The sequence below is a fragment of the Flavobacterium sp. Flavsp81 genome, from assembly GCF_059491325.1.
Window position 1 is genome coordinate 3,036,451 of sequence record NZ_CP168505.1, and the last position, 22,826, is coordinate 3,059,276.

24 protein-coding genes are annotated in these 22,826 nt (G+C 32.1%); 12 read left to right on the forward strand and 12 right to left on the reverse strand.

Going from position 1 to position 22,826, the window contains the following annotated elements:
- Positions 1–64: 64 nt before the first annotated feature.
- Entirely contained in the window at positions 65–919 is an 855-nt protein-coding gene (accD, locus tag ACEN92_RS12680) for an acetyl-CoA carboxylase, carboxyltransferase subunit beta (RefSeq protein ID WP_495638731.1), read from the forward strand.
- An 84-nt stretch (positions 920–1,003) separates the two neighbouring features.
- Positions 1,004–1,606, forward strand: coding sequence for a hypothetical protein (locus tag ACEN92_RS12685; protein ID WP_495638732.1), 603 nt, complete (start codon positions 1,004–1,006; stop codon positions 1,604–1,606).
- A 34-nt stretch (positions 1,607–1,640) separates the two neighbouring features.
- Here ACEN92_RS12685 and ACEN92_RS12690 read toward each other — a convergent pair whose 3' ends face one another.
- The gene (locus ACEN92_RS12690; protein WP_495638733.1) at positions 1,641–2,888 is read right to left on the reverse strand and encodes an ABC transporter permease; all 1,248 of its coding nucleotides are present in this window, start codon (positions 2,886–2,888) and stop codon (positions 1,641–1,643) included.
- 165 nt (positions 2,889–3,053) lie between these two features.
- Between ACEN92_RS12690 and purH the strand changes: the two genes are divergently transcribed.
- The 6 genes from purH (at position 3,054) to rodA (ending at position 10,322) form a co-directional block, all read left to right on the forward strand.
- Positions 3,054–4,580, forward strand: a complete 1,527-nt coding sequence (gene purH, locus ACEN92_RS12695; RefSeq protein ID WP_495638734.1) for a bifunctional phosphoribosylaminoimidazolecarboxamide formyltransferase/IMP cyclohydrolase — start codon at positions 3,054–3,056, stop codon at positions 4,578–4,580.
- A gap of 57 nt (positions 4,581–4,637) precedes the next feature.
- Positions 4,638–5,666 carry a rod shape-determining protein gene (locus ACEN92_RS12700; RefSeq protein WP_007804822.1) on the forward strand — a complete coding sequence of 343 codons (1,029 nt, stop codon included), beginning with the start codon at positions 4,638–4,640 and terminating at the stop codon, positions 5,664–5,666.
- Positions 5,667–5,777: 111 nt separating this feature from the next.
- Positions 5,778–6,602: a rod shape-determining protein MreC gene (gene mreC / locus ACEN92_RS12705; RefSeq protein WP_495638735.1), complete on the forward strand. Its 825-nt coding sequence runs from the start codon at positions 5,778–5,780 to the stop codon at positions 6,600–6,602.
- On the forward strand, positions 6,595–7,101 hold the full coding sequence (locus ACEN92_RS12710; RefSeq protein ID WP_495638736.1) for a rod shape-determining protein MreD: 507 nt from the start codon (positions 6,595–6,597) through the stop codon (positions 7,099–7,101). The genes mreC and ACEN92_RS12710 overlap by 8 nt, the downstream gene beginning before the upstream one ends.
- Positions 7,098–9,071, forward strand: a complete 1,974-nt coding sequence (gene mrdA, locus ACEN92_RS12715) for a penicillin-binding protein 2 (RefSeq protein ID WP_495638737.1) — start codon at positions 7,098–7,100, stop codon at positions 9,069–9,071. The genes ACEN92_RS12710 and mrdA overlap by 4 nt, the downstream gene beginning before the upstream one ends.
- A 15-nt stretch (positions 9,072–9,086) precedes the next feature.
- Complete coding sequence (rodA, locus tag ACEN92_RS12720) at positions 9,087–10,322, forward strand: rod shape-determining protein RodA (RefSeq protein ID WP_495638738.1); 1,236 nt, start codon at positions 9,087–9,089, stop codon at positions 10,320–10,322.
- A 47-nt stretch (positions 10,323–10,369) separates the two neighbouring features.
- Here the strand turns inward: rodA and ACEN92_RS12725 are convergent, their stop codons facing one another.
- From ACEN92_RS12725 to ruvC, 7 genes are all read right to left on the reverse strand, one after another.
- A complete protein-coding gene (locus tag ACEN92_RS12725) occupies positions 10,370–11,077 on the reverse strand; it encodes a PH domain-containing protein (RefSeq protein ID WP_495638739.1) in 708 nt (235 codons plus the stop codon).
- A 72-nt stretch (positions 11,078–11,149) separates the two neighbouring features.
- Entirely contained in the window at positions 11,150–11,521 is a 372-nt protein-coding gene (locus ACEN92_RS12730) for an MmcQ/YjbR family DNA-binding protein (RefSeq protein WP_495638740.1), read from the reverse strand.
- A gap of 87 nt (positions 11,522–11,608) precedes the next feature.
- Complete coding sequence (locus ACEN92_RS12735) at positions 11,609–11,962, reverse strand: DUF4260 domain-containing protein (RefSeq protein ID WP_495638741.1); 354 nt, start codon at positions 11,960–11,962, stop codon at positions 11,609–11,611.
- The gene (locus tag ACEN92_RS12740) at positions 11,959–12,360 is read right to left on the reverse strand and encodes a GNAT family N-acetyltransferase (protein WP_495638742.1); all 402 of its coding nucleotides are present in this window, start codon (positions 12,358–12,360) and stop codon (positions 11,959–11,961) included. Before ACEN92_RS12740 ends, ACEN92_RS12735 begins: the two co-directional genes overlap by 4 nt.
- Positions 12,357–13,151: a cyclase family protein gene (locus tag ACEN92_RS12745; RefSeq protein ID WP_495638743.1), complete on the reverse strand. Its 795-nt coding sequence runs from the start codon at positions 13,149–13,151 to the stop codon at positions 12,357–12,359. Before ACEN92_RS12745 ends, ACEN92_RS12740 begins: the two co-directional genes overlap by 4 nt.
- 44 nt (positions 13,152–13,195) lie before the next feature.
- Complete coding sequence (gene hemW, locus ACEN92_RS12750; RefSeq protein ID WP_495638744.1) at positions 13,196–14,329, reverse strand: radical SAM family heme chaperone HemW; 1,134 nt, start codon at positions 14,327–14,329, stop codon at positions 13,196–13,198.
- A gap of 147 nt (positions 14,330–14,476) precedes the next feature.
- Positions 14,477–15,031, reverse strand: a complete 555-nt coding sequence (ruvC, locus tag ACEN92_RS12755) for a crossover junction endodeoxyribonuclease RuvC (RefSeq protein ID WP_495638745.1) — start codon at positions 15,029–15,031, stop codon at positions 14,477–14,479.
- A gap of 136 nt (positions 15,032–15,167) precedes the next feature.
- Between ruvC and ACEN92_RS12760 the strand changes: the two genes are divergently transcribed.
- Both ACEN92_RS12760 and ACEN92_RS12765 read left to right on the forward strand, forming a co-directional pair.
- Complete coding sequence (locus ACEN92_RS12760) at positions 15,168–16,094, forward strand: hypothetical protein (protein ID WP_495638746.1); 927 nt, start codon at positions 15,168–15,170, stop codon at positions 16,092–16,094.
- The gene (locus tag ACEN92_RS12765) at positions 16,091–17,194 is read left to right on the forward strand and encodes a glycosyltransferase family 2 protein (RefSeq protein ID WP_495638747.1); all 1,104 of its coding nucleotides are present in this window, start codon (positions 16,091–16,093) and stop codon (positions 17,192–17,194) included. The genes ACEN92_RS12760 and ACEN92_RS12765 overlap by 4 nt, the downstream gene beginning before the upstream one ends.
- A 173-nt stretch (positions 17,195–17,367) precedes the next feature.
- Here the strand turns inward: ACEN92_RS12765 and ACEN92_RS12770 are convergent, their stop codons facing one another.
- Positions 17,368–17,853 carry a hypothetical protein gene (locus ACEN92_RS12770; RefSeq protein WP_495638748.1) on the reverse strand — a complete coding sequence of 162 codons (486 nt, stop codon included), beginning with the start codon at positions 17,851–17,853 and terminating at the stop codon, positions 17,368–17,370.
- 223 nt (positions 17,854–18,076) lie between these two features.
- Here ACEN92_RS12770 and ACEN92_RS12775 point away from each other — a divergent pair, with 223 nt between their 5' ends.
- Together ACEN92_RS12775 and ACEN92_RS12780 are read left to right on the forward strand one after the other, a co-directional pair.
- On the forward strand, positions 18,077–18,577 hold the full coding sequence (locus tag ACEN92_RS12775; protein WP_495638749.1) for a DUF456 domain-containing protein: 501 nt from the start codon (positions 18,077–18,079) through the stop codon (positions 18,575–18,577).
- Positions 18,578–18,858: 281 nt separating this feature from the next.
- A complete protein-coding gene (locus ACEN92_RS12780; protein ID WP_495638750.1) occupies positions 18,859–19,455 on the forward strand; it encodes a DUF937 domain-containing protein in 597 nt (198 codons plus the stop codon).
- 25 nt (positions 19,456–19,480) lie between these two features.
- On the opposite strand, the gene ACEN92_RS12785 is transcribed toward ACEN92_RS12780, so the two are convergent.
- The 3 genes from ACEN92_RS12785 to ACEN92_RS12795 form a co-directional block, all read right to left on the reverse strand.
- On the reverse strand, positions 19,481–20,161 hold the full coding sequence (locus ACEN92_RS12785; protein WP_495638751.1) for a DedA family protein: 681 nt from the start codon (positions 20,159–20,161) through the stop codon (positions 19,481–19,483).
- Positions 20,162–20,292: 131 nt separating this feature from the next.
- Positions 20,293–20,640 carry a heavy-metal-associated domain-containing protein gene (locus ACEN92_RS12790; RefSeq protein ID WP_495642343.1) on the reverse strand — a complete coding sequence of 116 codons (348 nt, stop codon included), beginning with the start codon at positions 20,638–20,640 and terminating at the stop codon, positions 20,293–20,295.
- Positions 20,641–20,737: 97 nt separating this feature from the next.
- Positions 20,738–22,744, reverse strand: coding sequence for a TonB-dependent receptor plug domain-containing protein (locus ACEN92_RS12795; RefSeq protein ID WP_495638752.1), 2,007 nt, complete (start codon positions 22,742–22,744; stop codon positions 20,738–20,740).
- Positions 22,745–22,826 lie beyond the last annotated feature (82 nt).

Below are 22,826 nucleotides of genomic sequence, written 5' to 3' on the forward strand. Positions count from 1 at the left end.
AGATTTTAGATTTCCTGAAGTCTAAAATCTAAAATCTTAAGTCTAAAATCTAAAATCTAAAAAAATGGCTTGGTTTAAAAGACAGGAAAAAGGGATTACTACCGCTACAGAAGATAAGATGGACGTTCCGAAAGGATTGTGGTACAAATCTCCTACCGGAAAAATTATTGATGCTGACGAATTAGCCCGAAATTTATTTGTTAGTCCGGAAGATGATTTTCACGTTCGAATTGGAAGTGCTATCTATTTTGAGATTTTATTCGACAACAACGAATTTGTTGAGTTAGATAAAAATATGACATCAAAAGATCCTTTGCATTTTGTGGATACAAAAAAATATGCAGAGCGATTGAAAGACGTAATGGAAAAAACACATCTTAAAGACGCTGTACGTACGGGAGTGGGAAAATCTAAGGGAAAAGAACTTGTAATCTGCTGTATGGATTTTGCCTTTATTGGTGGATCAATGGGAGCTGTTGTGGGTGAAAAAATTTCCAGAGGAATTAATCATGCGATTAAAAACAAACTTCCTTTTGTAATGATTTCGAAATCTGGCGGAGCTCGTATGATGGAAGCTGCTTATTCGCTAATGCAATTAGCTAAAACATCTGTTAAATTAGCGCAGCTTGCCGAAGCTGGCTTACCATATATTTCTTTATGTACAGATCCAACTACGGGAGGAACAACTGCGTCATATGCTATGTTAGGAGATATTAATATTTCTGAGCCAGGCGCTTTGATTGGTTTTGCCGGACCTCGTGTAGTTCGTGATACTACAGGAAAAGATTTACCTGAAGGTTTTCAAACTGCTGAATTTCTTTTAGAGCATGGTTTCCTTGATTTTATTACGCCAAGAAAAGATTTAAAAGACAAAATCAATTTGTATATCGATTTGATTCAGAATAACGAAATTAGATAGTTTAAACTTCTAAAAACATTTTAAAATCTCATCCGCTTAATTGCAGGTGGGATTTTTTTATATCTTTATTTTAAATCTAATTTTATGAAAAATGTATTTTTTGGTTTTCTGATTTGCTTTCTTCTTTTGAATTGTGATAAAGAAGAAAAAAAGATTATCAAAAACAAATCTTATATAATTTCATATGAAGACCAAAAACTTCAAAAATATAAAGACTCATTAAAAGAAAGTAAAAGTAAATTAGTCCTTCCATTAACAAAAGGATTTTATGGTGAAAGCCAGCTTATAATTGATAAAAAAGGTGATTTATATTATTATCAAAAAGAATATATTCAAATCCTATGTAATTACGATCAAGAAAATGATACACTTCCCCATTTTCTAAATTTAAAACCAAAAGATATTGTCAAGGTTCCACAAAAAAGTTTAAATGATTTTATTTCAGAAAACATTCTAACAAAGGAGAAAAACAGACAAATTTTAATAATTGCTTCCCAAAATGACACTATTAAAAATGATTACTTTTTAAATTTCTTAAAAAGCAATATTATTCAAACATATCACATTAGAAAAACCACCCAAGAAGAAGATACTGTTTTTAAATACAAGAAAAATGGTGACTATTATGATTTTGAAAATATTAAATGGGATAAAACAAAAATCAAACTATCAAAATATAAAACTTAGAGCCTCAGCAACTCAGAACCTTTATACCTAAAGATTACATTCCTGTTCTAATTGCCTCAACCGGATCTAAATTAGCAGCAGAAATAGCAGGCAAAATTCCTGAAATTAATCCAATAAGCGCGGCAAGTGTTGTTCCTAAAATTATATTTCCTAAACTTAAGACAAATTCAAAATCGAGTGCTTTTGTTAAGATAAGCGCAATTCCCCAAACCATCAATAATCCTATAATTCCACCAATTACAGAAAGAATTATGGCTTCAAATAAAAACTGAAATAAAATAAATCGGTTTTTGGCGCCTAACGATTTCTGAATTCCAATTAAATTGGTTCTTTCTTTCACAGACACAAACATAATATTAGCGATTCCAAAACCTCCAACCAAAAGAGAAAATCCGCTGATAATCCATCCTACAACATTCATCTGTCCCAAAATTCCATCAATAAAATCAGTAAAACCGGAAAGTACATTGATGAAAAAGTTATCCATCTCCCCTGCTTTCATTCCGCGAATTGCTCTTAGCTTTTGTCCCACTTCAGCTTTATAAGCATCCATATCAACCCCTTTTACAGGTTTTAAAACAATTACAGGAGTCATAGAATCACTATCACCATACATTCGGCGTAAAAAATTGGCTGGTAAATAAACAGATGTATCATTACTATCTCCAAAAAATCCGGCTCCTTGTTTTGCTATTACACCAATTACTGTAAAACGTTGTCCATAAAGCCTGATATTTTTCCCGATAGGATCACTTGTACTAAAAAGTCCCTGGGCAATCTCATATCCCAGCACAATAACGGCAGTTCCGGAATTTGATTCAGACTCATTATAAAATCTTCCTTTCTCAAAACTTAATCCATCAATATCACCCATTTCAAATGAAGACGGAATAATATTTACGTCTGCAACGGTTTTAGAATCGTATTTGAGGCTTTCTTTATTTACAAAAAGCTGATAACCGACCTGATCTGTATTATTTAGCGAATTTTTTAAATTAATGTATTCATCATATTTCACATTTGGAAATTGTTCTCTTTTCCATTGCGGAATTTCCGAAGGTCCAAAACAATATTTCATCAAATAAATTGTATTTTTATCTAAACTGCTCAAATCTTTAGAAATTTTTCGATCTAAAGAATCAACGGCAGCCAATACAGCAATAATCGAAAAAATTCCAATAGTTACGCCTAACAATGACAAAAGAGTTCTCAATTTGTTATTTCGTAAAGCATTTATGGCAAAACTCAGACTTTCTTTTAATAACCTTAGATAAACCAGCATATAATCGTATTTTTCAATAAAGTAAAATTCAATAAATTAAAAACAAAAACCTAATAAAAGTTAACTTACTCATCAGTAGATTTTTTTAGCATAATGTTACAAGAATTCCTTTAAATATATTATCAAAAAAAACTACTTTTGCAGTCTGAAAATTATAACTACACAATGAGCACAACTAAAACAATACAATCAGCATTAATATCTGTTTTTTCGAAAGATGGATTAGAACCTATCGTTAGAAAATTACACGAGCAAAACGTAACACTTTATTCGACCGGAGGAACAGAAGATTTCATTAAAAACCTTGGAATTCCTGTAGTTCCTGTAGAAGATATTACCTCTTTTCCTGAAATTCTTGGCGGAAGGGTAAAAACATTACACCCAAAAATTTTTGGCGGAATTTTGAATCGTCAGGATAACGAAAGTGATGTACAGCAAATGAAGGAATTTGATATTCCGCAGATTGATTTGGTAATTGTTGATTTGTATCCTTTTGAAAAAACAGTTGCTTCCGGTGCAAGTGAACAAGATATTATCGAAAAAATTGATATTGGCGGAATTTCATTAATCCGTGCCGGTGCAAAAAATTTCAAAGACACTGTAATTGTGGCTTCTGTTAATGAATACAGTCTGCTTCTGGATCTGATTACAGAACAAAACGGAGCAACAACTCTTGAAAACAGAAGATTGTTTGCTACAAAAGCTTTCCACGTTTCTTCTCACTATGACGCAGCTATTTTTAATTATTTCAATACAGATGAAACTATCTATAAAGAAAGTATTGACAATGGCCAAATTTTACGTTACGGAGAAAATCCTCATCAAAAAGGATTCTTTTTTGGAGATTTTGATGCAATGTTCAAAAAAGTTCACGGAAAAGAGTTATCTTACAACAACTTACTTGATGTTGATGCTGCTGTAAACTTAATTAACGAGTTTAAAACTGACGGACCGACATTTGCTATTTTAAAACACAATAATGCTTGCGGCTTAGCTTCAAGAAAAACAATCAGCGAAGCTTATTTAGCTGCTTTGGCCTGCGATCCAACATCTGCCTTCGGTGGTGTTTTAATTGCAAACACTAAAATAGATTTAGCTACAGCTCAGGAAATAAATAAACTATTTTGTGAAGTTGTGATTGCTCCAGATTATGATGACGATGCAATTGCCGTTTTACAAGAAAAGAAAAATAGAATCATATTAATTCAAAACGAAGTTGAATTGCCATCAAGACAAGTCAGAACATGTCTTAACGGATTGTTAATTCAGGACAGAAATAATATTACAGATACTAAAGAGCATTTAAAAACCGTTACAATCACAGAGCCAACTGCTTCAGAAATTGAAGATTTAATATTTGCGTCAAAAATTTGCAAAAACACAAAATCAAACACGATAGTGTTTGCTAAAAACGGAACATTAATTTCGTCTGGAACAGGTCAGACTTCAAGAGTCGATGCTTTAATACAGGCTGTTGATAAAGCCAAAGCATTTGGATTTGATTTAACAGGAGCTTCTATGGCAAGTGATGCATTTTTTCCTTTTCCCGATTGTGTAGAATTAGCCAAAAAAGCAGGAATAACAGCTGTAATTCAGCCAGGAGGTTCAATAAAAGATGAATTAAGCATAAATTATTGCAACGAAAATAATCTTGCAATGGTATTTACAGGAACACGTCATTTTAAACATTAATTTGTTTAACTTTGTTGAAAATAATTATTTATAACATTTTAAACCCCTAAAAAACTTATGGGATTTTTTGATTTCATGACCGAGGATATTGCGATAGACCTTGGTACCGCAAACACTTTAATCATACATAATGATAAAGTTGTTATTGATAGTCCGTCGATCGTTGCACGTGATAGAATATCAGGCAAAATCATTGCTGTTGGTAAGGAAGCCAATATGATGCAAGGTAAGACACATGAAAACATTAAGACCATAAGGCCTTTGAAGGACGGTGTAATTGCTGATTTTGATGCTTCAGAAAAAATGATCAATATGTTCATTAAAAGCATACCGGCATTGAAAAAAAGAATGTTTACTCCAGCTTTAAGAATGGTAGTATGTATTCCGTCGGGTATCACTGAGGTTGAAATGCGTGCAGTAAAAGAATCTTGTGAAAGAGTAAACGGAAAAGAAGTTTATTTGATTCATGAACCAATGGCGGCAGCGATTGGTATTGGTATTGATATCATGCAGCCAAAAGGAAACATGATTGTAGATATTGGTGGTGGTACTACAGAAATCGCCGTTATTGCATTAGGCGGAATTGTATGTGACAAATCTGTAAAAATTGCAGGTGACGTTTTCACAAACGATATTGTTTATTACATGCGTACACAACACAACCTTTTTGTTGGAGAAAGTACAGCTGAGAAAATAAAAATCCAAATCGGAGCTGCTATCGAAGATTTAGACGGCCCTCCAGAAGACATGTCAGTTCAGGGGAGAGATTTACTTACCGGTAAACCAAAACAAGTAGATGTATCTTACCGTGAAATTGCCAAAGCTTTGGATAAATCAATTCAACGTATTGAAGACGCTGTAATGGAAACTTTATCTCAAACTCCTCCTGAATTAGCAGCAGATATTTATAACACCGGTATTTATTTAGCTGGTGGCGGATCGATGTTAAGAGGTCTTGATAAACGTATTTCGCAAAAAACAGATTTACCTGTTTACATTGCTGAAGATCCATTAAGAGCGGTTGTTCGCGGAACCGGAATGGCACTTAAAAACATTGCAAAATTTAAAAGCATCTTAATCAAATAAGATTCTAAAAATACAATCAATATCTTTTTATTAGAGTCAAATTTTAAACATTTGACTCTAATAAATTTTGAATCCAAAAGCATATCCTGAAACAAAATAACCAAACAAGAAATGCAGCAAATTTTTAATTTCATTATAAGAAACAGTAATCGATTGCTGTTTTTGCTGCTTTTAGGTATTTCGTTGGCACTCACAATCCAATCCCACTCTTTCCACAAAAGCAGAATTGTAAGCTCTGCTAATTTCATAAGTGGCAGTGTTTATGAAAAAATCAACAACGTAAATGAGTATTTGAGTTTGAGAACCGAAAATGACGAGCTGATACTTGAAAACGCAAGATTAAAAAGTCTTTTGTTTAGCATAGAAGACACAACCAAAGCACCAATGATTGACAGTTTGAAAGGTGTTAAACCTACTGATATTATTGTTTCAAAAGTGATTCATAATACATACAATACACACGAAAACTACATTACTTTAAATTCCGGATCAAAGGAAGGAGTCAAACAGGATATGGGTGTAATAAATAGTTTAGGTATTATTGGTATTGTAGATAAAACTTCACCTAATTATTCCACAGTGGTAAGTATTCTGAATATGGAATCACACATCAATGCTAAGATCAAAAAATCAAATCATTTTGGATCATTAACGTGGAATGGAAAAAGCACAGGATTTGTTCAATTGGTAGATGTTCCCAGGTTAGCTTCGATTAGAAAAGGTGATACTATTGTTACTGGTGGGCAATCAGAAATTTTTCCTGAAGGAATTAATATCGGGACTGTTTACAAAACATATACACAGGACAAAACAAGTTTTTATGTCATAGACGTTAAATTGTTTAACGACATGACAAATTTGGGACATGTTTATATTATTAAAAGCAAAGACAGGGAAGAACTTATTAATTTAGAAAAAAAGGAAAAAAATGAATAGCGCATTGTTAGTCAATATTTTTCGATTTATTATGTTACTGATGATTCAGATTGTTATTTTTAATAATATGAATTTTTTAGGTTACATAAGCCCTTATCCATATATTTTATATATTATTTTATATCCTGTAAACAGCAACAGGTCCGGTTTAATAATTTCCAGTTTTTTATTAGGCCTTACTATGGATATGTTTTGCAATTCAGGAGGTGTTCACGCTGCAGCCTGTGTAATATTAGCCTATTACAGACCTTATATTTTTAAATTTTCTTTTGGATTAAGCTATGAATACCAAACTATCAAATTAAACGAATCCCTGACACCTGAGCGTTTTTCATTTATTTTGGTTTCTGTTTTATTACATCATATTGTTTTATTTATTCTGGAAGCTTTCCAATTTAAATATATTTGGGATATTCTGCTCCGAACTTTATTCAGTTCTGTTTTTACAATACTCATTTCAATAATAATCATATATCTTATTAAGCCAAATAAACGATGAGAAAAGTCCTGCTGCCCACTTTAATTATTATTGCAGCATCTTTGCTAGTGATCAGGATATTTTATTTGCAGGTTATTGATGATTCTTTCAAATTAAAATCAGAAAATAATGCTATCAAAATAAAATACGATTATCCTGAGCGTGGATATATTTACGACAGATACGGAAAACTCCTTGTCGCAAATCAGTCTTCTTATGACATTATGGTTATTCCCAGAGATATTAAAAAAGATTTGGATGTTGCCGAATTTTGCGAATTATTAGATATTACAAAAGAAGAATACGACAAAAGAATAGCTAAAGCAAAAGTATATAGTCCGAGATTACCTTCTGTTTTTTTAGCACAGCTTAATAAAGCTGAATTTGCAGCTTTTCAGGAAAAAATCAGGAAGTTTGAGGGTTTTTATTTTCAAAAACGTTCCCTTCGTGATTACGAAGTAGATTATGGAGCAAATATCTTTGGGTTTATAACGGAGGTGAACGAAAAACTGATTGCCAAAAATCCTTATTACAATAGTGGGGATTTAATTGGAAGACAAGGTGTTGAGGAAAGCTATGAAGAAATTCTAAGAGGTATAAAAGGTGTAAAATATATCCAAAAAGACAAATACAATCGTGAAATAGGTTCTTATAAAAACGGAAAATACGATACTATTGCTGTACAGGGAGAAGACATTAATTTGACTATTGATGCAGAACTTCAAAAATATGGTGAAGAATTAATGATTAATAAACGAGGTGGAATTGTAGCTCTTGAACCAAAAACAGGAGAGATTTTAGCTCTTGTGACTGCACCTTCTTATGATCCGGGCATTCTGGTTGGAAGACAGCGTTCTAAAAACTACACGCTTTTATATCATGATTCGATTGCAAAACCACTTTACGACAGAGGGCTTTTAGCAGAATATCCTCCAGGCTCACCTTTTAAAATTATGACGGGCCTTGTAGGCCTGCAGGAAGGAGTTGTAGATGAAAGCACTACTTTTATGTGTAATCATGGTTTTGCCTATGCTCCCGGCAGATTTCAAAGATGCCATTGCGGCGGCGGCGTTCGTGATCTTCACGTTGGAATTTATAAATCATGTAATGCCTATTTTTCTAATGTTTACTTACGAACTATTAGTAAATACCCAAGTGCTCCTAATGCTGTCGATGTCTGGAGTGATCATATAAAAAGTTTTGGTCTCGGACAATTTATGGGCTATGACTTACCAATTGGTAAAAGAGGGAAAATTCCAAATTCAAAAACCTACAAAAAAATGTATCCTGACTGGGGCTGGAGCGGAAAAACAATTATATCAAACGCCATTGGGCAAGGAGAAGTCCTGATGACGCCAATTCAACTTGCGAATATGATGTCGGCTGTTGCCAATGAAGGGTATTATTACACCCCTCATATCATCAAGAAAATTAAAGGCGAAAAAATTGACGCCCGGTTTACAACAAAGCACGTAACCACAATAGACAAAAAATATTTTAAACCTATGATAAGTGGTTTATTTGATGTTTATAATTTTGGGACAGCTTATGCTCTTAAAGTAGAAGGTATTGATATTTGTGGAAAAACAGGTACAGCAGAAAATTTCGCTAAAATTAACGGAAAAAGAACACAACTTAAAGACCACTCTATTTTTGTGGCTTTTGCCCCAAAAGACAATCCAAAAATAGCCATCGCTATTATGATTGAAAATGGTGGTTTTGGAGCAACAATTGCAGGACCAATTGCGAGTTTAATGATTGAAAAATATTTAAAAAGAAAAATTTCAAGAACGGATTTAGAAGTTAGAGTTTTAAATAAGAGCCTGGCGTCTGAATATGCTAAATTAGGCGGAATGACTGAAGCAAGTCTTATAGAATCTACTCCAAAAGATTCTGTTTTGAAAGCTAAAATAGTGACGCCAAAAGCAAAAGTCATTACGCCAAAAACAGAAATTAAGAAGACAACAATAGACACTACAAAAAAACCATAACAAGGATTATTTCAAATGAAAAATCAAAGTGTAAAAAAAAATATTGATTGGATAAGTGTTATTATCTACAGTGTTCTGGTAATTCTGGGGTGGTTAAACATCTATTCCTCTTCGTTGTCCTCTACTGAAGGAACTTATGAAAAACAGCTTATTTTTATAGCCTGTACTATACCGTTAATTTTTATTGTCTTATTTGTAGATGGAAAATTCTACGAAAAATATGCAAGTATTATTTTCGGAGTCTCATTATTATCACTTGCAGGTTTATTTCTTTTCGGAAAAACTATTGCCGGACAAAGATGCTGGTATGCTATCGGAAGCTTTACTTTGCAGCCTTCAGAATTTGCTAAAGCGGCTACTTCGCTGGCCCTGGCCAAATATCTAAGTGATACACAGATTAATCTTAAGGAAGTTAACCGACAAATTCAGGCGCTTGCAATAATATTTCTCCCTGTAATTTTAATTTTACCGCAGCCGGATCCTGGAAGCGCCTTAATTTACAGTATTTTCATTATTGTTCTGTATAGAGAGGGATTGCCTTCATGGTATGTCTGGACCGGTTTTATAACTATTTTATTATTTGTTTTAACGCTTATTTTAGAACCATATGTAGTAATTCTGCTCGCATTGCTGGTATTGGTAATAATACATTTTAAAGGACGCGTTGTAGACAGAAACATTATTTTAAGCTCAATTATCCTTGCCATAGTTTCTGCTTTTGTTTTCTCAGTAAATTATGTATTTGAAAATGTTTTTAAACAACATCACCGTGATCGTTTTAATATTTTGCTTGGAAAAAGTGTAGATATGAAAGGGATCGGATACAACACCAACCAATCTGAAATTGCAGTTGGTTCCGGCGGATGGATTGGAAAAGGTTTTTTAGAAGGAACACAAACAAAAGGAGGATTTGTACCGGAACAACATACTGATTATATTTTTACAACTGTTGGTGAAGAATGGGGTTTTGCAGGATCATTTATCGTTATTGCGCTTTTTGTTGGATTGCTTTTAAGAGTAATTTATCTTGCCGAAAGACAAAAAACAAAATTTAGCAGAGTATATGGATACTGTGTTGCCGGAATTTTGTTCATCCACTTTTTTGTTAATATAGCAATGGTTATTGGTATTTTCCCAACAATTGGAGTGCCTCTTCCCTTCTTTTCTTATGGAGGCTCAGGGTTATGGGGATTTACAATTTTATTATTTATCTTCTTAAAAATGGATGCTAATAAAGTAAATGAATGGTAGCCTAAAATTATGTAAAAAAAAATCCGAAGTTAACTTCGGATTTTTTTTTACATATAACTTAAAATTTCTTTTTTGTAAGTATCATATTCTCCTTGAAGAATCAAACCGTTATCGAGTAACTTTTTATAATTCTGCAATTTATCAAAAAGCTCTTCTTTTGATAATTCACTTAATTTACGTTCACCTGTCAAAGTTTGAGTTTGCTGAATTGGTTCAAACGTTTCATAAGAAGTTGTTGCCGGCAATATTTCGGCAAAGTTTGTTACTTCTTCTGTTTCAAATTCTTCTACATCATCATCAATTTCTGTTTCAATTGAGTTTACAACCTCAGGAGCAGGAGCAATTGTTCCGGTTTCAGGATTTTTAAGTAAATCCAATTGCTCTTTTGCATAGGTATATATTTTTCTCGCCTGAATTTTTGGAATATAATCTATGGAAATAGACAAATCTGTATTGGTGCTAAATGAAAATTCAGAACCTAAAATATTTTCCTTTACAAAAGTGGCTGCAATATCATCCCAGGTATAATCTGTAAAATCCATAGAAAGCCCAAGATTTTTAGGCTTACAGATGATAATTCTTTTATTTGTTAAGATAATACTATCCGGAAAAACAGTAATTGCTGGTTTTTTCTGAACCGCAATGTATCCAATTTCTTCATTTTTCATCAATAAATCATTGAGTTTTGAAGTGATTTTCTCAATAGCTTTTGGGTCTTGTTCCTCGTTCAGAAATTTTTTAAATTGTTCTTTCATGTTTTTATAAGTTGCTAAGTTACACTGTAACTGAGTTGCTAAATTTGTTGTCTTACTCTACAAATGTAATGCCTAATTTTCTAATTCGATAATTTCATTCTGAATTTTCTTGGTCAAACTTTTGAAAACCAATTCATAGGAATGATCTATCAATTCTTTTATAAAACCTGTTGGCAAATTTCCGTTTAAAGCTACCGTATTCCAGTGAACCTTACTCATATGGAATCCCGGCTTTATTTCTTCATACTCGGCTCTTAATTCCTGAGCACGTTCCGGATCACACTTCAGATTGACAGAAGGTTCCTTTTTTTCCCATTGCGATAAGGAAGATAAAGCGAACATTTTCCCTCCAACCTTAAACACTAAAGTATCTTCATCAAACGGAAAATGTTCAGTAACTCCTTTTTTCGAAAGGCAATATTCGTAAAAAGTTTCTAAATTCATAACTTAAAATTTATTTTTTTTATTCAATTTTTAAATATCCACAATTAGTATTACAAAGAGAATAAATGGTAGGGCATATTATAAAACTTATTTTTTACCAATCTCGCCAAGATGAGTGTATTTAAAACCTGTTTCATATTTTAAGCCATAGCCAAAAATACGATCCATAGCTGCATGTGAAAATAAAATTATTCCAATTAACTGAACAATTTCAAACCTTAGATAACAGCCTAAAATATAAATCAAAACGGCTACTCCCCTGTGATGAAATAAATTATATGAAAATGCTCCGGTTTTAGTGTTAATTACATAACCAAACATCGATAAGTCCGGAACTAAAATTAAGACAAGAAACCACCACCATTGATAGTTCAGGAGACTAAATAAATAGATTCCGAGAATAAACAAACCTAATTCTTCTAATTTGATAACTGTTTTCATTTCACTATTTTTTCCATTATTTTTTCAGGATGATTTAAAGCCGTAAATCCAAATTTCTTATATAAAAAATGAGCATCGGTCGTTGCCAATCTCCAGATTTTAATTTCTTTTAACTGTGGTTCATTCATCATATTTTCAATTAAAATAGACGAATAACCTTTTCCTCGATGTTCTTCGGCAATAAAAACATCCATAACATAACCAAAAACTACATAGTCGGTTATTACGCGGGCAAAGCCAATTTGTTTGTCATCAAGATAAATTCCAAAGCAAACTGAAGCATCAATTGTTCTCTGCACTTCTTCTATTGTACGTCCCGCAGCCCAATAAATATCTTTTAAAAAATGCTGAATAAACGGAACATTCAGTTTGCTTTTATCGGTAGAAACAGTAATCATATTTTATATAAAACAGGTTTTGACGGACTCGCATCATTCTCAAATGAAGCGATTTGCAGATTCAGTAAATAATCTCCATCTTCAATTTCTTCAGGAACAAAAATCATTTCAGTAATTGTTGCACTTAACCGTGCTTCAGGATTTAAATGAAGTGTGTCTTTTACATTCCAAAAAGCCTTATGTGCTAATAATTTTCCTTCGTCATGTTCTTTGTCAACACTTGGCAAATCGATTAATAAATGCTGGATTTCGCTTTCGCGAATGAAAATTGCAGCTTCTTCAGACAAATAAGGCGGATTTATATTCGAATATTTTCTTGACTTCTTTTCTTTTTGATTCGGAAGTGTCCTAATGATTAAAGCTTCAACTGTAATACCAACCGTTGCCACATTGAGCGAAGTCGAAATGCTCATTGTTTTTTGAATTTGATCTTTAGTAATAACCAGGTCTTCTCCGATTGTTTCAGGTTCAACAGTAATTAATCTTGCTAAAAAGAAAAACTTTTTTAAAGATTGGTTAATACTGTAAAAATCATTTGTAATATGCCCTAAACATTCGGTGTGCGTTCCGTGCCCGTGTGGATTGAAAAAAATATTATTAAAATTCGTTGATGATTTGCCTTCAGAAACTTTCCCGATCCAGTCTCCAAAAACTACAGGTTCAATAACCGGTTTTTCAATATACCAGGCAATCGGATTTTCATCAGTATTCGTTAATGGAATCGAAATATCAATAGGTTTTGATAAGTCAATTTCAAATATTTGATTTTTATATTGTATCGTAGCTTTCACAATTCTGTTTAATTTTTCTTCCTTAGTACACTTTTGGCAAAAACCTATTCCAAATTTAGATAAAACAAATCACTTGCTATTCCATCAGTCAAAAATTTTCCTTTTGCAGTTGGTCTTAAAATATTATCTGAAATATAAACCAATTCGTCATTTAAGAATTTCTGTGTTTGTTTATTCAGATACTCTAAATATTCAGAACCAAACTCATTTTCTATTCTTTCTAAAGAAACACCCCAAATAGTTCGTAACCCCGTCATAATATATTCGTTATAACGATCTGATTTTGATAATATTTCTGTTTCTATTGGCGGGATATCATTCTGAATAGATTTCAGGTAAAGTGAATTATTTGCTACATTCCAACCTCGTTTTTCGCCATCGTAACTATGTGCCGAAGGGCCAATTCCGATATATTTTTTGCCAAGCCAATATGCCGAATTATTTTTAGAGAAATAATTTTCTTTACCAAAATTAGATAATTCGTAATGAATAAAACTGTTTTTTTGAAGCGTATCAACCAAAATCATAAAATGATTCGAAGCCACTTCGTCTTGTGGTTCAGCAATTTTCCCTGTATCAATCAGTTTTTTTAAAGCAGTTTTAGGCTCAACCGTCAGAGCATAGCTTGAAATATGCGGAATTCCGAAACTTAAGGCTGTTTCAATATTCTGCTTCCACATTTCATCAGTTAATCCCGGAATTCCATAAATTAAATCGAGTGAAATATTATCGAAATATTTGGTTGCTTCTTCTAAACATTTTATGGCTTCCGCCGAATTATGAGCACGATTCATCATCTTCAGATCTTCTTCATAAAAAGACTGAATTCCGATACTAAGACGATTTATCGGACTTTTGGATAATTCTAAAATTCGTTCTGAAGATAAGTCATCAGGATTGGCTTCAAGCGTAATTTCAGGATTTTCTGAAACGTTATAATTTTTATAAACTTCAGAAATTAAAAAGTTTATTTCTTCGTTGCTTAAAACAGAAGGTGTTCCTCCGCCAAAATAAATGGTTTCCATGACATCACTTTCAAACTCATTTTTACGCATTCTAATTTCTTTGGCCAAAGCCAAAACCATTTCGTCTTTCTTCTTCATTGAAGTCGAAAAATGAAAGTCACAATAATGACAAGCCTGTTTACAAAAAGGGATATGGATGTAGATACCGCTCATTTTTTTTAATTAGAAAATGTGTCAATTAGAAAATTAGAAAATATCATAATTGGTCAATCAGAGAATGCAAAAATTAAAAGAATATTGAATGTTTTTTCATAAAATATCAATTCAAGGATTATCAAATTTTCTAATTGACACATTATCTCATTTTCTAACCTTATCCTCATTCTGTTTCACAAAAGCATCCCAACCAGTATAACTTTTGGCACCCACCACTTTCCCGGAGTTGAAAAAATGACAAACTGCTGCTGCCAAACCATCTGTTGAATCGAGATTTTTAGGTAATTCTTTTAAACCTAAGAGCTGTTGCAGCATTTTTGCAACTTGTTCTTTACTGGCATTTCCGTTTCCGGTGATCGCCATTTTTATCTTTTTGGGTTCGTATTCGGTAATCGGAATATCTCTTGAAAGTCCCGCTGCCATTGCAACACCCTGTGCACGACCTAACTTCAGCATCGACTGTACATTTTTGCCAAAAAACGGTGCTTCAATCGCAATTTCGTCAGGATGATGTGTATCGATTAATTCAATGGTACGCTCAAAAATGATTTTTAATTTTTGGTAATGATTGTCATATTTGGATAATTGCAATTCGTTTAGCTGCAAAAATTCCATTTTTTTATTGATTATTTTAATCAATCCAAAACCCATGATTGTTGTTCCGGGGTCGATACCTAATATGATGCGTTCTTTTGTCATTTTTTATTACACGAAGATTCACGAAGAAAATCCAAAGATTCACAAGGTTTTATTTTCTATTATATAATTAAATCTTTGCGAAACTCTGTGGACCTTCGCGTGACTCTGTGTAATAGTTTTTCCTTTACTTTGCAGCATGATTTCAATTCCTCACAAAGCTAAACAATTCCTCGTTCTTCTGGTCAAACTTTTGATTGTTGGTGGTGCATTTTATTTTATTTATAATCAATTGGCGAATAACGATAAACTGGACTGGCAAAAATTCACAACCGTATTTCGTAAAAATCAGTCGGTTTTAGGAATTGGTTTCATATTGCTTTTAAGTATTTTAAATCGGTATTTCGAAATTTTGAAATGGCAGAATTTGGCCAAAGTCATTCACCCAATATCTTTAGGCGAAGCCACGAAACAGGTTCTGGCTGCTTTAACTGCGGGAATTTTTACACCAAATGGAGTTGGAGAATACGCCGGAAAAGCACTTTATTTTCAAAAATCAGAGACTAAAAAAGTCGTTTTTTTGAATTTGATCTGCAATGGAATTCAAATGATTTTAACGGTTGTCTTCGGAACAATTGGCTTGTTGATACTCGGATATTGGAAATGGGTATTAGCAATAATCGGGATATCTATTTTCTTTTTTCTATTTTCTTTCTTTTTAAAAAAGATAAAAATTAAAGGTTATTCGATAGAAAAGCTCCTTTATAAGATTAATCAAATACCGAAACCAATTCATCAAAAAAATATACTTTTGGGCATTTGTCGTTATTTGGTTTTCTCACATCAGTATTACTTTTTGTTTTTGGCTTTTGATGTTGATTTGCCTTATTTTACCTTAATTGCTACTATTGCGACAGTTTACTTTTTAGCTTCGTCATTACCTACCTTTCAATTTCTGGATTTTGCAGTAAAAGGAAGTGTTGCTATTTATTTCTTCAAAATTTTAGGTGTAAACGAATGGATTGTGGTTTTTATCTCGACTTTAATGTGGTTTTTAAATGTTGTTCTCCCAGTTATTTTTGGAAGTTATTATGTGTTGAATTTTAAAACGAAAACTGCAAAATGAGTTTGGTGTTGTTCCTCATATTAAAAATTTACGTAATTACAATTGGTTTACTTATTTATGGTTTTACCAAAGTAAAAAAATATCAACAAAACAGCTTAGAACCCCAAACCAACTTCACAATTATAGTTCCGTTTAGAAATGAAGCAGAGAATTTACCTCACCTTTTAATTAGTTTTTCTAAGCTGAATTACCCAATGAATTTGTTTGAAGTAGTTTTGGTTGATGATGATTCTCATGAGAAATTTCAGATTTCAAATTTTAAATTTCAGGTCAGAATAATTGACAATATCCGGATTTCGTCTTCTCCAAAAAAAGATGCTATTTCGACTGCGATGAAATACGTAAACACCAATTGGGTTATTACAACAGATGCCGATTGTATAGTACCTGAAAATTGGCTGTTGACTTTTGATAATTATATTCAGGAAAATCAGGTTTCTATGCTTGCCGGAGCAGTTAGTTATGATTGTGAAAATTCTTTTTTACATCATTTTCAACAATTAGATCTCACGAGTCTGCAAGGCGCAACAATCGGAAGTTTTGGAGTCAAAAAGGCTTTTATGTGCAACGGGGCTAATTTTGCTTACAAGAAATCATTGTTCGAAAAATTAAACGGTTTTGAAGGAAACAATAAAATTGCCAGCGGTGATGATGTTTTTTTACTGCAAAAAGCGGCAAATCTATTCCCAAATGAAGTTCATTATTTAAAAGCCAAAGAATCGATTGTCAACACAAAGCCAACTCATGATTGGAAATCATTATTTCACCAAAGAGTGCGCTGGGCAGCTAAAACGAGTTCCTATCAAAGCAATTTTGGCAAATTGTCAGGATTAATTGTTTTCTTCGGGAACTTGTCTTTTGTGATTGGGTTTGTATTTTTCCTTTTTGGAATCTGGTCCTGGCATCTTTTAGCCTTATTTACTTTTTTGAAGTTTGTCGTTGATTTTATATTACTTTATATTACAAATCAACTTTTGAAAAATAACCGAATAAAATACTTGATTTTAAGCAGTTTGCTATATCCGTTTTTTAGCAGCACAGTAGCCTTGTATAGCTTATTTGGTTCTTATGAATGGAAGGAACGACGTTTTAAGATTTGATTCTTTTAAAACTCCAAATTCATCAATATTTGAAAATATATGATTCTTGTGAAACTAAAAGCCCTAGCCCGGATGGAAGCGTCATTCTTTTTATTTTTTCTTTAAAAATAAAAAGATATAGCGGACAGCTGGAAACAGCTCCTCATCATACAGATGCAATTTAAGATTTAAATTTATTTATTGCTTTTTTCTTTGAGGATTACAGGCAGAACAAATTGTGTTTTTACCGGAATTCCGCGTTTTATGGCAGGATTTACTTTTGGAAAATCAACTAAACGGGCGTGTAGGATGCTGTCTATTTTTATAGTATCGTAAGCCACGGAATCTTTAGGAAATAGCGGTTCGAATTTCATCGTAGAGTTTGGAAATACAGTCACCTTAACTTCTATAGTATCTAATTCCGGATATAAAATAGAAAGTGTATCAAGATCCAGTTTTTCTTGAATAAGTTTTGACATAACCTCAAAAAAACATTGTTGGCGCTGCTTTTTGTCACTAACCTTTTCACAATCTGCAACTGATGGATATTCATCAACTTCATTCCAGTTGATCGATTTTAATTCTTTTTGAAGTAATACTTTTTCAGAAGGAACCTGCTTATCAAAATATTGACAAGAATTAAAAACTAAAAAAACTAAAAAGAAAAAAAACTGTTTCAAAATTTTAATGTTGATTGACTAAATTATTATGGTATAAAAATACGATATATATTTTTGGAAACTTTAGTATCTCAGAAATCTATTCTCCTAGAAAAGACCAGTGTAATATTTTTTTCAAAAAAACGGACATCAATTTTCCTGATATAGAAATTACAACTTTTTCTTATTACTTTTATAAATACTGTTCTAATAGAGCACTAATCTCAAATTTACAAAAAATATTATGGATTTACTATTGGTATTATTAGGTTTTATATGCATGATTGTTGGTGTTTTTGGCAGTTTCATGCCTGTTTTACCGGGTTTATCCAGTTGTTGGGTTGGTTTATTATTACTGTATCTGACAAAAGCAGTTGAAAATAATTACTGGGTTTTAGGTGTTACTTTTATAATTACGGTTGTTATTACAATTTTAGATTATACAATCCCGGCAAAAGGAACAAAACGTTTTGGAGGCAGTTCTTACGGAGTTTGGGGAACTAACATTGGTCTGATAATTGGAATTCTGGCTCCTATCCCGTTTGGAGTCATTATTGGACCTTTTGTTGGAGCGTTTATAGGGGAACTGATTTATGATTCAAAAAATCACAAAAGAGCGTTAAAAGCAGCAACAGGATCGCTGCTTGGTTTTTTAGCGTCAAGTTTTGTAAATTTCTTATTTTGCATTGTTTTTTTAGGACTTTTTCTCAATATTATTTGGCAAAATAAAGGTTTTTTGTTTTAATTCCCTCTACTAAATTTAAGCTTTTTCTTATTTTTTAAAATCTCTGTCAGAAAGTGAAAAATATTTTTTAATCGATTACTGCTCTCTTTTGAGTACTAAGCAGTTATATTTATTGAATATATGCTTTTCTGCTTGTTAAATTGTAAAAATACACGAACCAAAATATTTAACTTTATTTTTGGATATGTTAATATATTTTATATTTTTATCCCGATAAACGATAAAACAGTACATTTAATCGATTATTTATAGCGAAATATTAATTAATCCAGTATCCAATTATGACCCCAAATCTACAAATTGAACTACGCCGCTTTATTTCTTCAAATGTTATTTCTAAGTTAAACAAATTCTATTACGAAAATGACGCATTGCTTATCAAAGCAATTGATGTTTCCTTAGGAACTGTTTTAATGGGATGTTACAATAATTTTGATGAAAAATCATTAGAAGAAATGACTGAACTTGTCCAAAATTCAGTATTTTATAAAGAAATCGATTTTGCTTCTGCCCGAATTTTATCTGTTGATGAAAATTACAAATTAGAAGGAAATTCATTTTTAGAACAGATTTTCACTAATAAAAAAGCCAGAATTACCGAAATGATTTCGAATGAGGTAGGTATAAAAAGTGAAACAGCCCGTGAGGTTCTAAATTTTTCAACCCTGTTAATTGTATCTTATTTAAAATGCAACGCACAGCTAATTTCAGGTTTAAAATTACTTTTAGACGATCAAAAAAGGGATATTTTAAACAGTATTCCTCCCGGAATTAAAATTATTTTAGGTTTTTCATACTATGAAACTGTTGAAGAAAAAAGCAATGTTACTACAACGCGTTTTACCAAATCTATTTTTAATCTTTTCGGAAACATTTAATTTTTAGTTTTCAATAAATTAAAAACTATATTTTTTCAATCGGTCTTTTCTTTAAAAGTTTTAACAAAACAGGGAATGTCGAAATGATTACAATGATAACAATAATATATTCAATATGTTGTTTCAAATCAATTCCTTGTTTTAAAAACACGCCGTATAAGTAGTGTCCGGAGAAAATCAATATAAAAGACCATAAGAAGGAACTCAAAACATTGAAAAACATAAATTTCTTTTTATCCATTGAAACTATACCTGCAATAATTGGAGCAAATGTTCTGAAAATTGGTAAAAACCTTGCATAAATAATTGCTTTACCTCCATACTTTTCGAAGAAATCCTTCGATTGTAAAAGGTATTTCTTTTTGAACCAGAAAGTATCTTCTTTTTTAAATAAATAGTAACCACTTTTTGCGCCAAACCAATATCCTGTCATATTACCTAAGACTCCCATTATTGCTACAGCAATTGAAAGCAAAAGCACATTTAAAAAATCACTTGGAATATAAAAAACATTCTGAATTAAGTCACGACTGTAAATCCCTGCTAAAAAAAGCAAACTATCACCTGGTAGAAAAAAACCTGCAAAAAGTCCTGTCTCAGCAAAAACAATAAACAAGACGATAAAAAGACCAATTTGAAAACCTCCGATACTTAAAGTAATATAAAATTCAGGGTTAATTAATTGAGACCAATCAAAATTATTCATAAAATGGTTGGGTTACATTTATAGTTGGTGAAAGTAACAATAATTTACTTTAACCACAATAAAATACGGTATTTTAAAGATAAATTAACTATTAAAAAAGCCCAGGTTTGTCAAACCTGGGCTCTGGATTATTAATCTCTTTCGTATTTACAACAACTGTGCAAATTATCATAATCTGTCTGAGCTGCCTTTATCTCTTTTGTATCATGTCCGACTTTGGCAATTGCTTTATTTAAATCAGCCGGTGATGATTTTTCTTCGTTCAAAATCACAGATAATTGATGCGAACTAATATCCCAATTGGCAGTTTTTACACCTGGAACTCCATAAGCTGCTTTTTCAATTCGCTTTTTACATTGTTCACAATTACCGTTTACTTCTGTAGTGTATTTTAAATTCTTGTTTTTTTTAGTTTGAGCTTGCGCCGAAAGTCCTAAAAAAGTTACTAATACGAATGTTATGATCATATTTTTACTCATGCTCTTTATATTGCTTTTTTTGTATTCGTGAATCGCTGATTTCATTTTGTTAAATATTTAGTGTTATTGTAATTGATTTTTGAAATTGATATTGTATTTATTTTATTTTAAATCGTAATCCTGCATAATACATTTGCCCAAAAATTGGCGCATATACTATTGAAGCATCAAAGTTAGGGCCAAATGGATCATCAGAACCCAAAATAGCTTTTTGCTGTTTATAATTACCTATATTTTCTCCTCCAATATAGACTTCAAAAACAGGCGAAAAAATTCGTGTAACCTGAACATTCATTACAGCATATGAAGGCGAAAAATCAGAAAATTGATCTTCTGAAGAATTTGAAGCCGTATAGGGCAATTGTTGTTTTCCTGACCAGTTAAAAGTATAATCAAATTTCCATTGTCGGTTATTATTCAAATTGGTTTCATATTCAAGATTTCCTAAAAAACGATGCTTGGCCTGTAATGGACGCTGAAAAGTACCTCTTAAATAATCAGTCTGAATATCATAATATTTGTACGCTGTTCGCAAATTCAGATTATGGATCAACTCATAGTTAAACTCAACCTGTAAACTATTTGCAAATGAATTCCCTTTTAAATTATAGAACAAAACTTTCTGAGGGCTTTGCATCAAATCGACAACCGCCTGATTTTGAAAATCGGTTCGATAGAAATCAAAACCTGCTTCTGCATTTTTATTAAAAAGTTTAAATTTCTGAGAAAAACTCAAACCATAATTCCAGGCAATTTCAGGATTCAATCCATAAATTTTTCCATTATTATCTAAAATCGAAAAAGTTCTGGAGCTTGCAAAAAGCTGTTGATTTTCAGCAAAAATATTAGCAGAACGTTTTCCTCTTCCTGCGGAAAAACGAAGTACTCCATCTTTCCACGGGTTATATCGCATGTGCAGGCGTGGTGTTACAAAAAATCCTAATCGGTTATGATTATCGATTCTTCCACCGAGAATTAAACTGAAATTATCTGTGTTGTCATACGTGTATTCAAAGAATGCCCCAACCGAATTATCGATTCGGTTATAATCATTTACATTCACCAGTTCCTGATATTGATCGTAAGTAAAATTTAAACCCGTTGTGAATTTATGCATTGTATTATTGATAATCGAATTAAAAATTAAATTCGAATAATAACTGTTTTGTTTAATATTATACTGGTTTAATCCAAAGTAAGATTCCTGATTATGACTATTAAAAGCATTCTGAAAGCCAATACTTTGATACGGCATATCCGGAAAAACGTAACCAATTTTAGTCGACACATCAAACCGTTCGGTATTGATTTCTGAGCCCCAGTAATTAGTTGTTCCTTTGTCTCTGCTTTTATCAAAATCAACTTCTCCAGTTTGTTTTTTATCATTCATATATCTGAAATTGATAAAACTAACCAAACCACTTTCCGAATCATAATATTGATATCGGTTTAAAATATTGATTTGTTTCCCTAACGGATTGTCCAAAAAACCGTCATTATTCATATCGTTCTTTGCTACACGGGTATTCCCGTGAAGAAACAGGCTCGTTGCCCATTTATCAGATAATTTTTTATTGAAATGTGTATTCAGTTCAAAACGGGAATCAGTGGATCCGTAGACATTCAAAAAAAATGGAATATCACTTAAAGGTTTTAAAAGCTCAGTATTTATTTGTCCCGAAATACTTTCATAACCATTAATAACACTTCCGGCTCCTTTAGTTATCTGAACACTTTCTATCCAGGTTCCGGGTGTAAATGATAATCCGTAAGCCTGCGAAGCTCCACGAACCGAAGGAATATTTTCTTCAGTAATCATTAAATACGGACTTGTTAATCCCAGCATTTTTATTTGTTTTGTACCTGTTAAGGCATCTGAAAAATTCACATCAATTGATGGGTTTGTTTCGAAGCTTTCAGCCAGGTTACAACAAGCCGCTTTTAGTAATTCTTTACTTGTAATTACAGTTGTGTTAGCTGTAAGTGTATAGGATTTCTTAAGTCCTTTTTGCTTTTTTGTAACTTTTACTTCCTCCAGATTTTCTTGTGAAAACAACGAAATAGAAAGCAAAAACAGAACAAAAAGCATTATATTTTTTTGCATAAAAAAAGATTTTAATATTATTAGAAACTGTTTCTTGAAATCCTTAACTAAAAAGAAATTATAGAAATAGCATATACAAGCC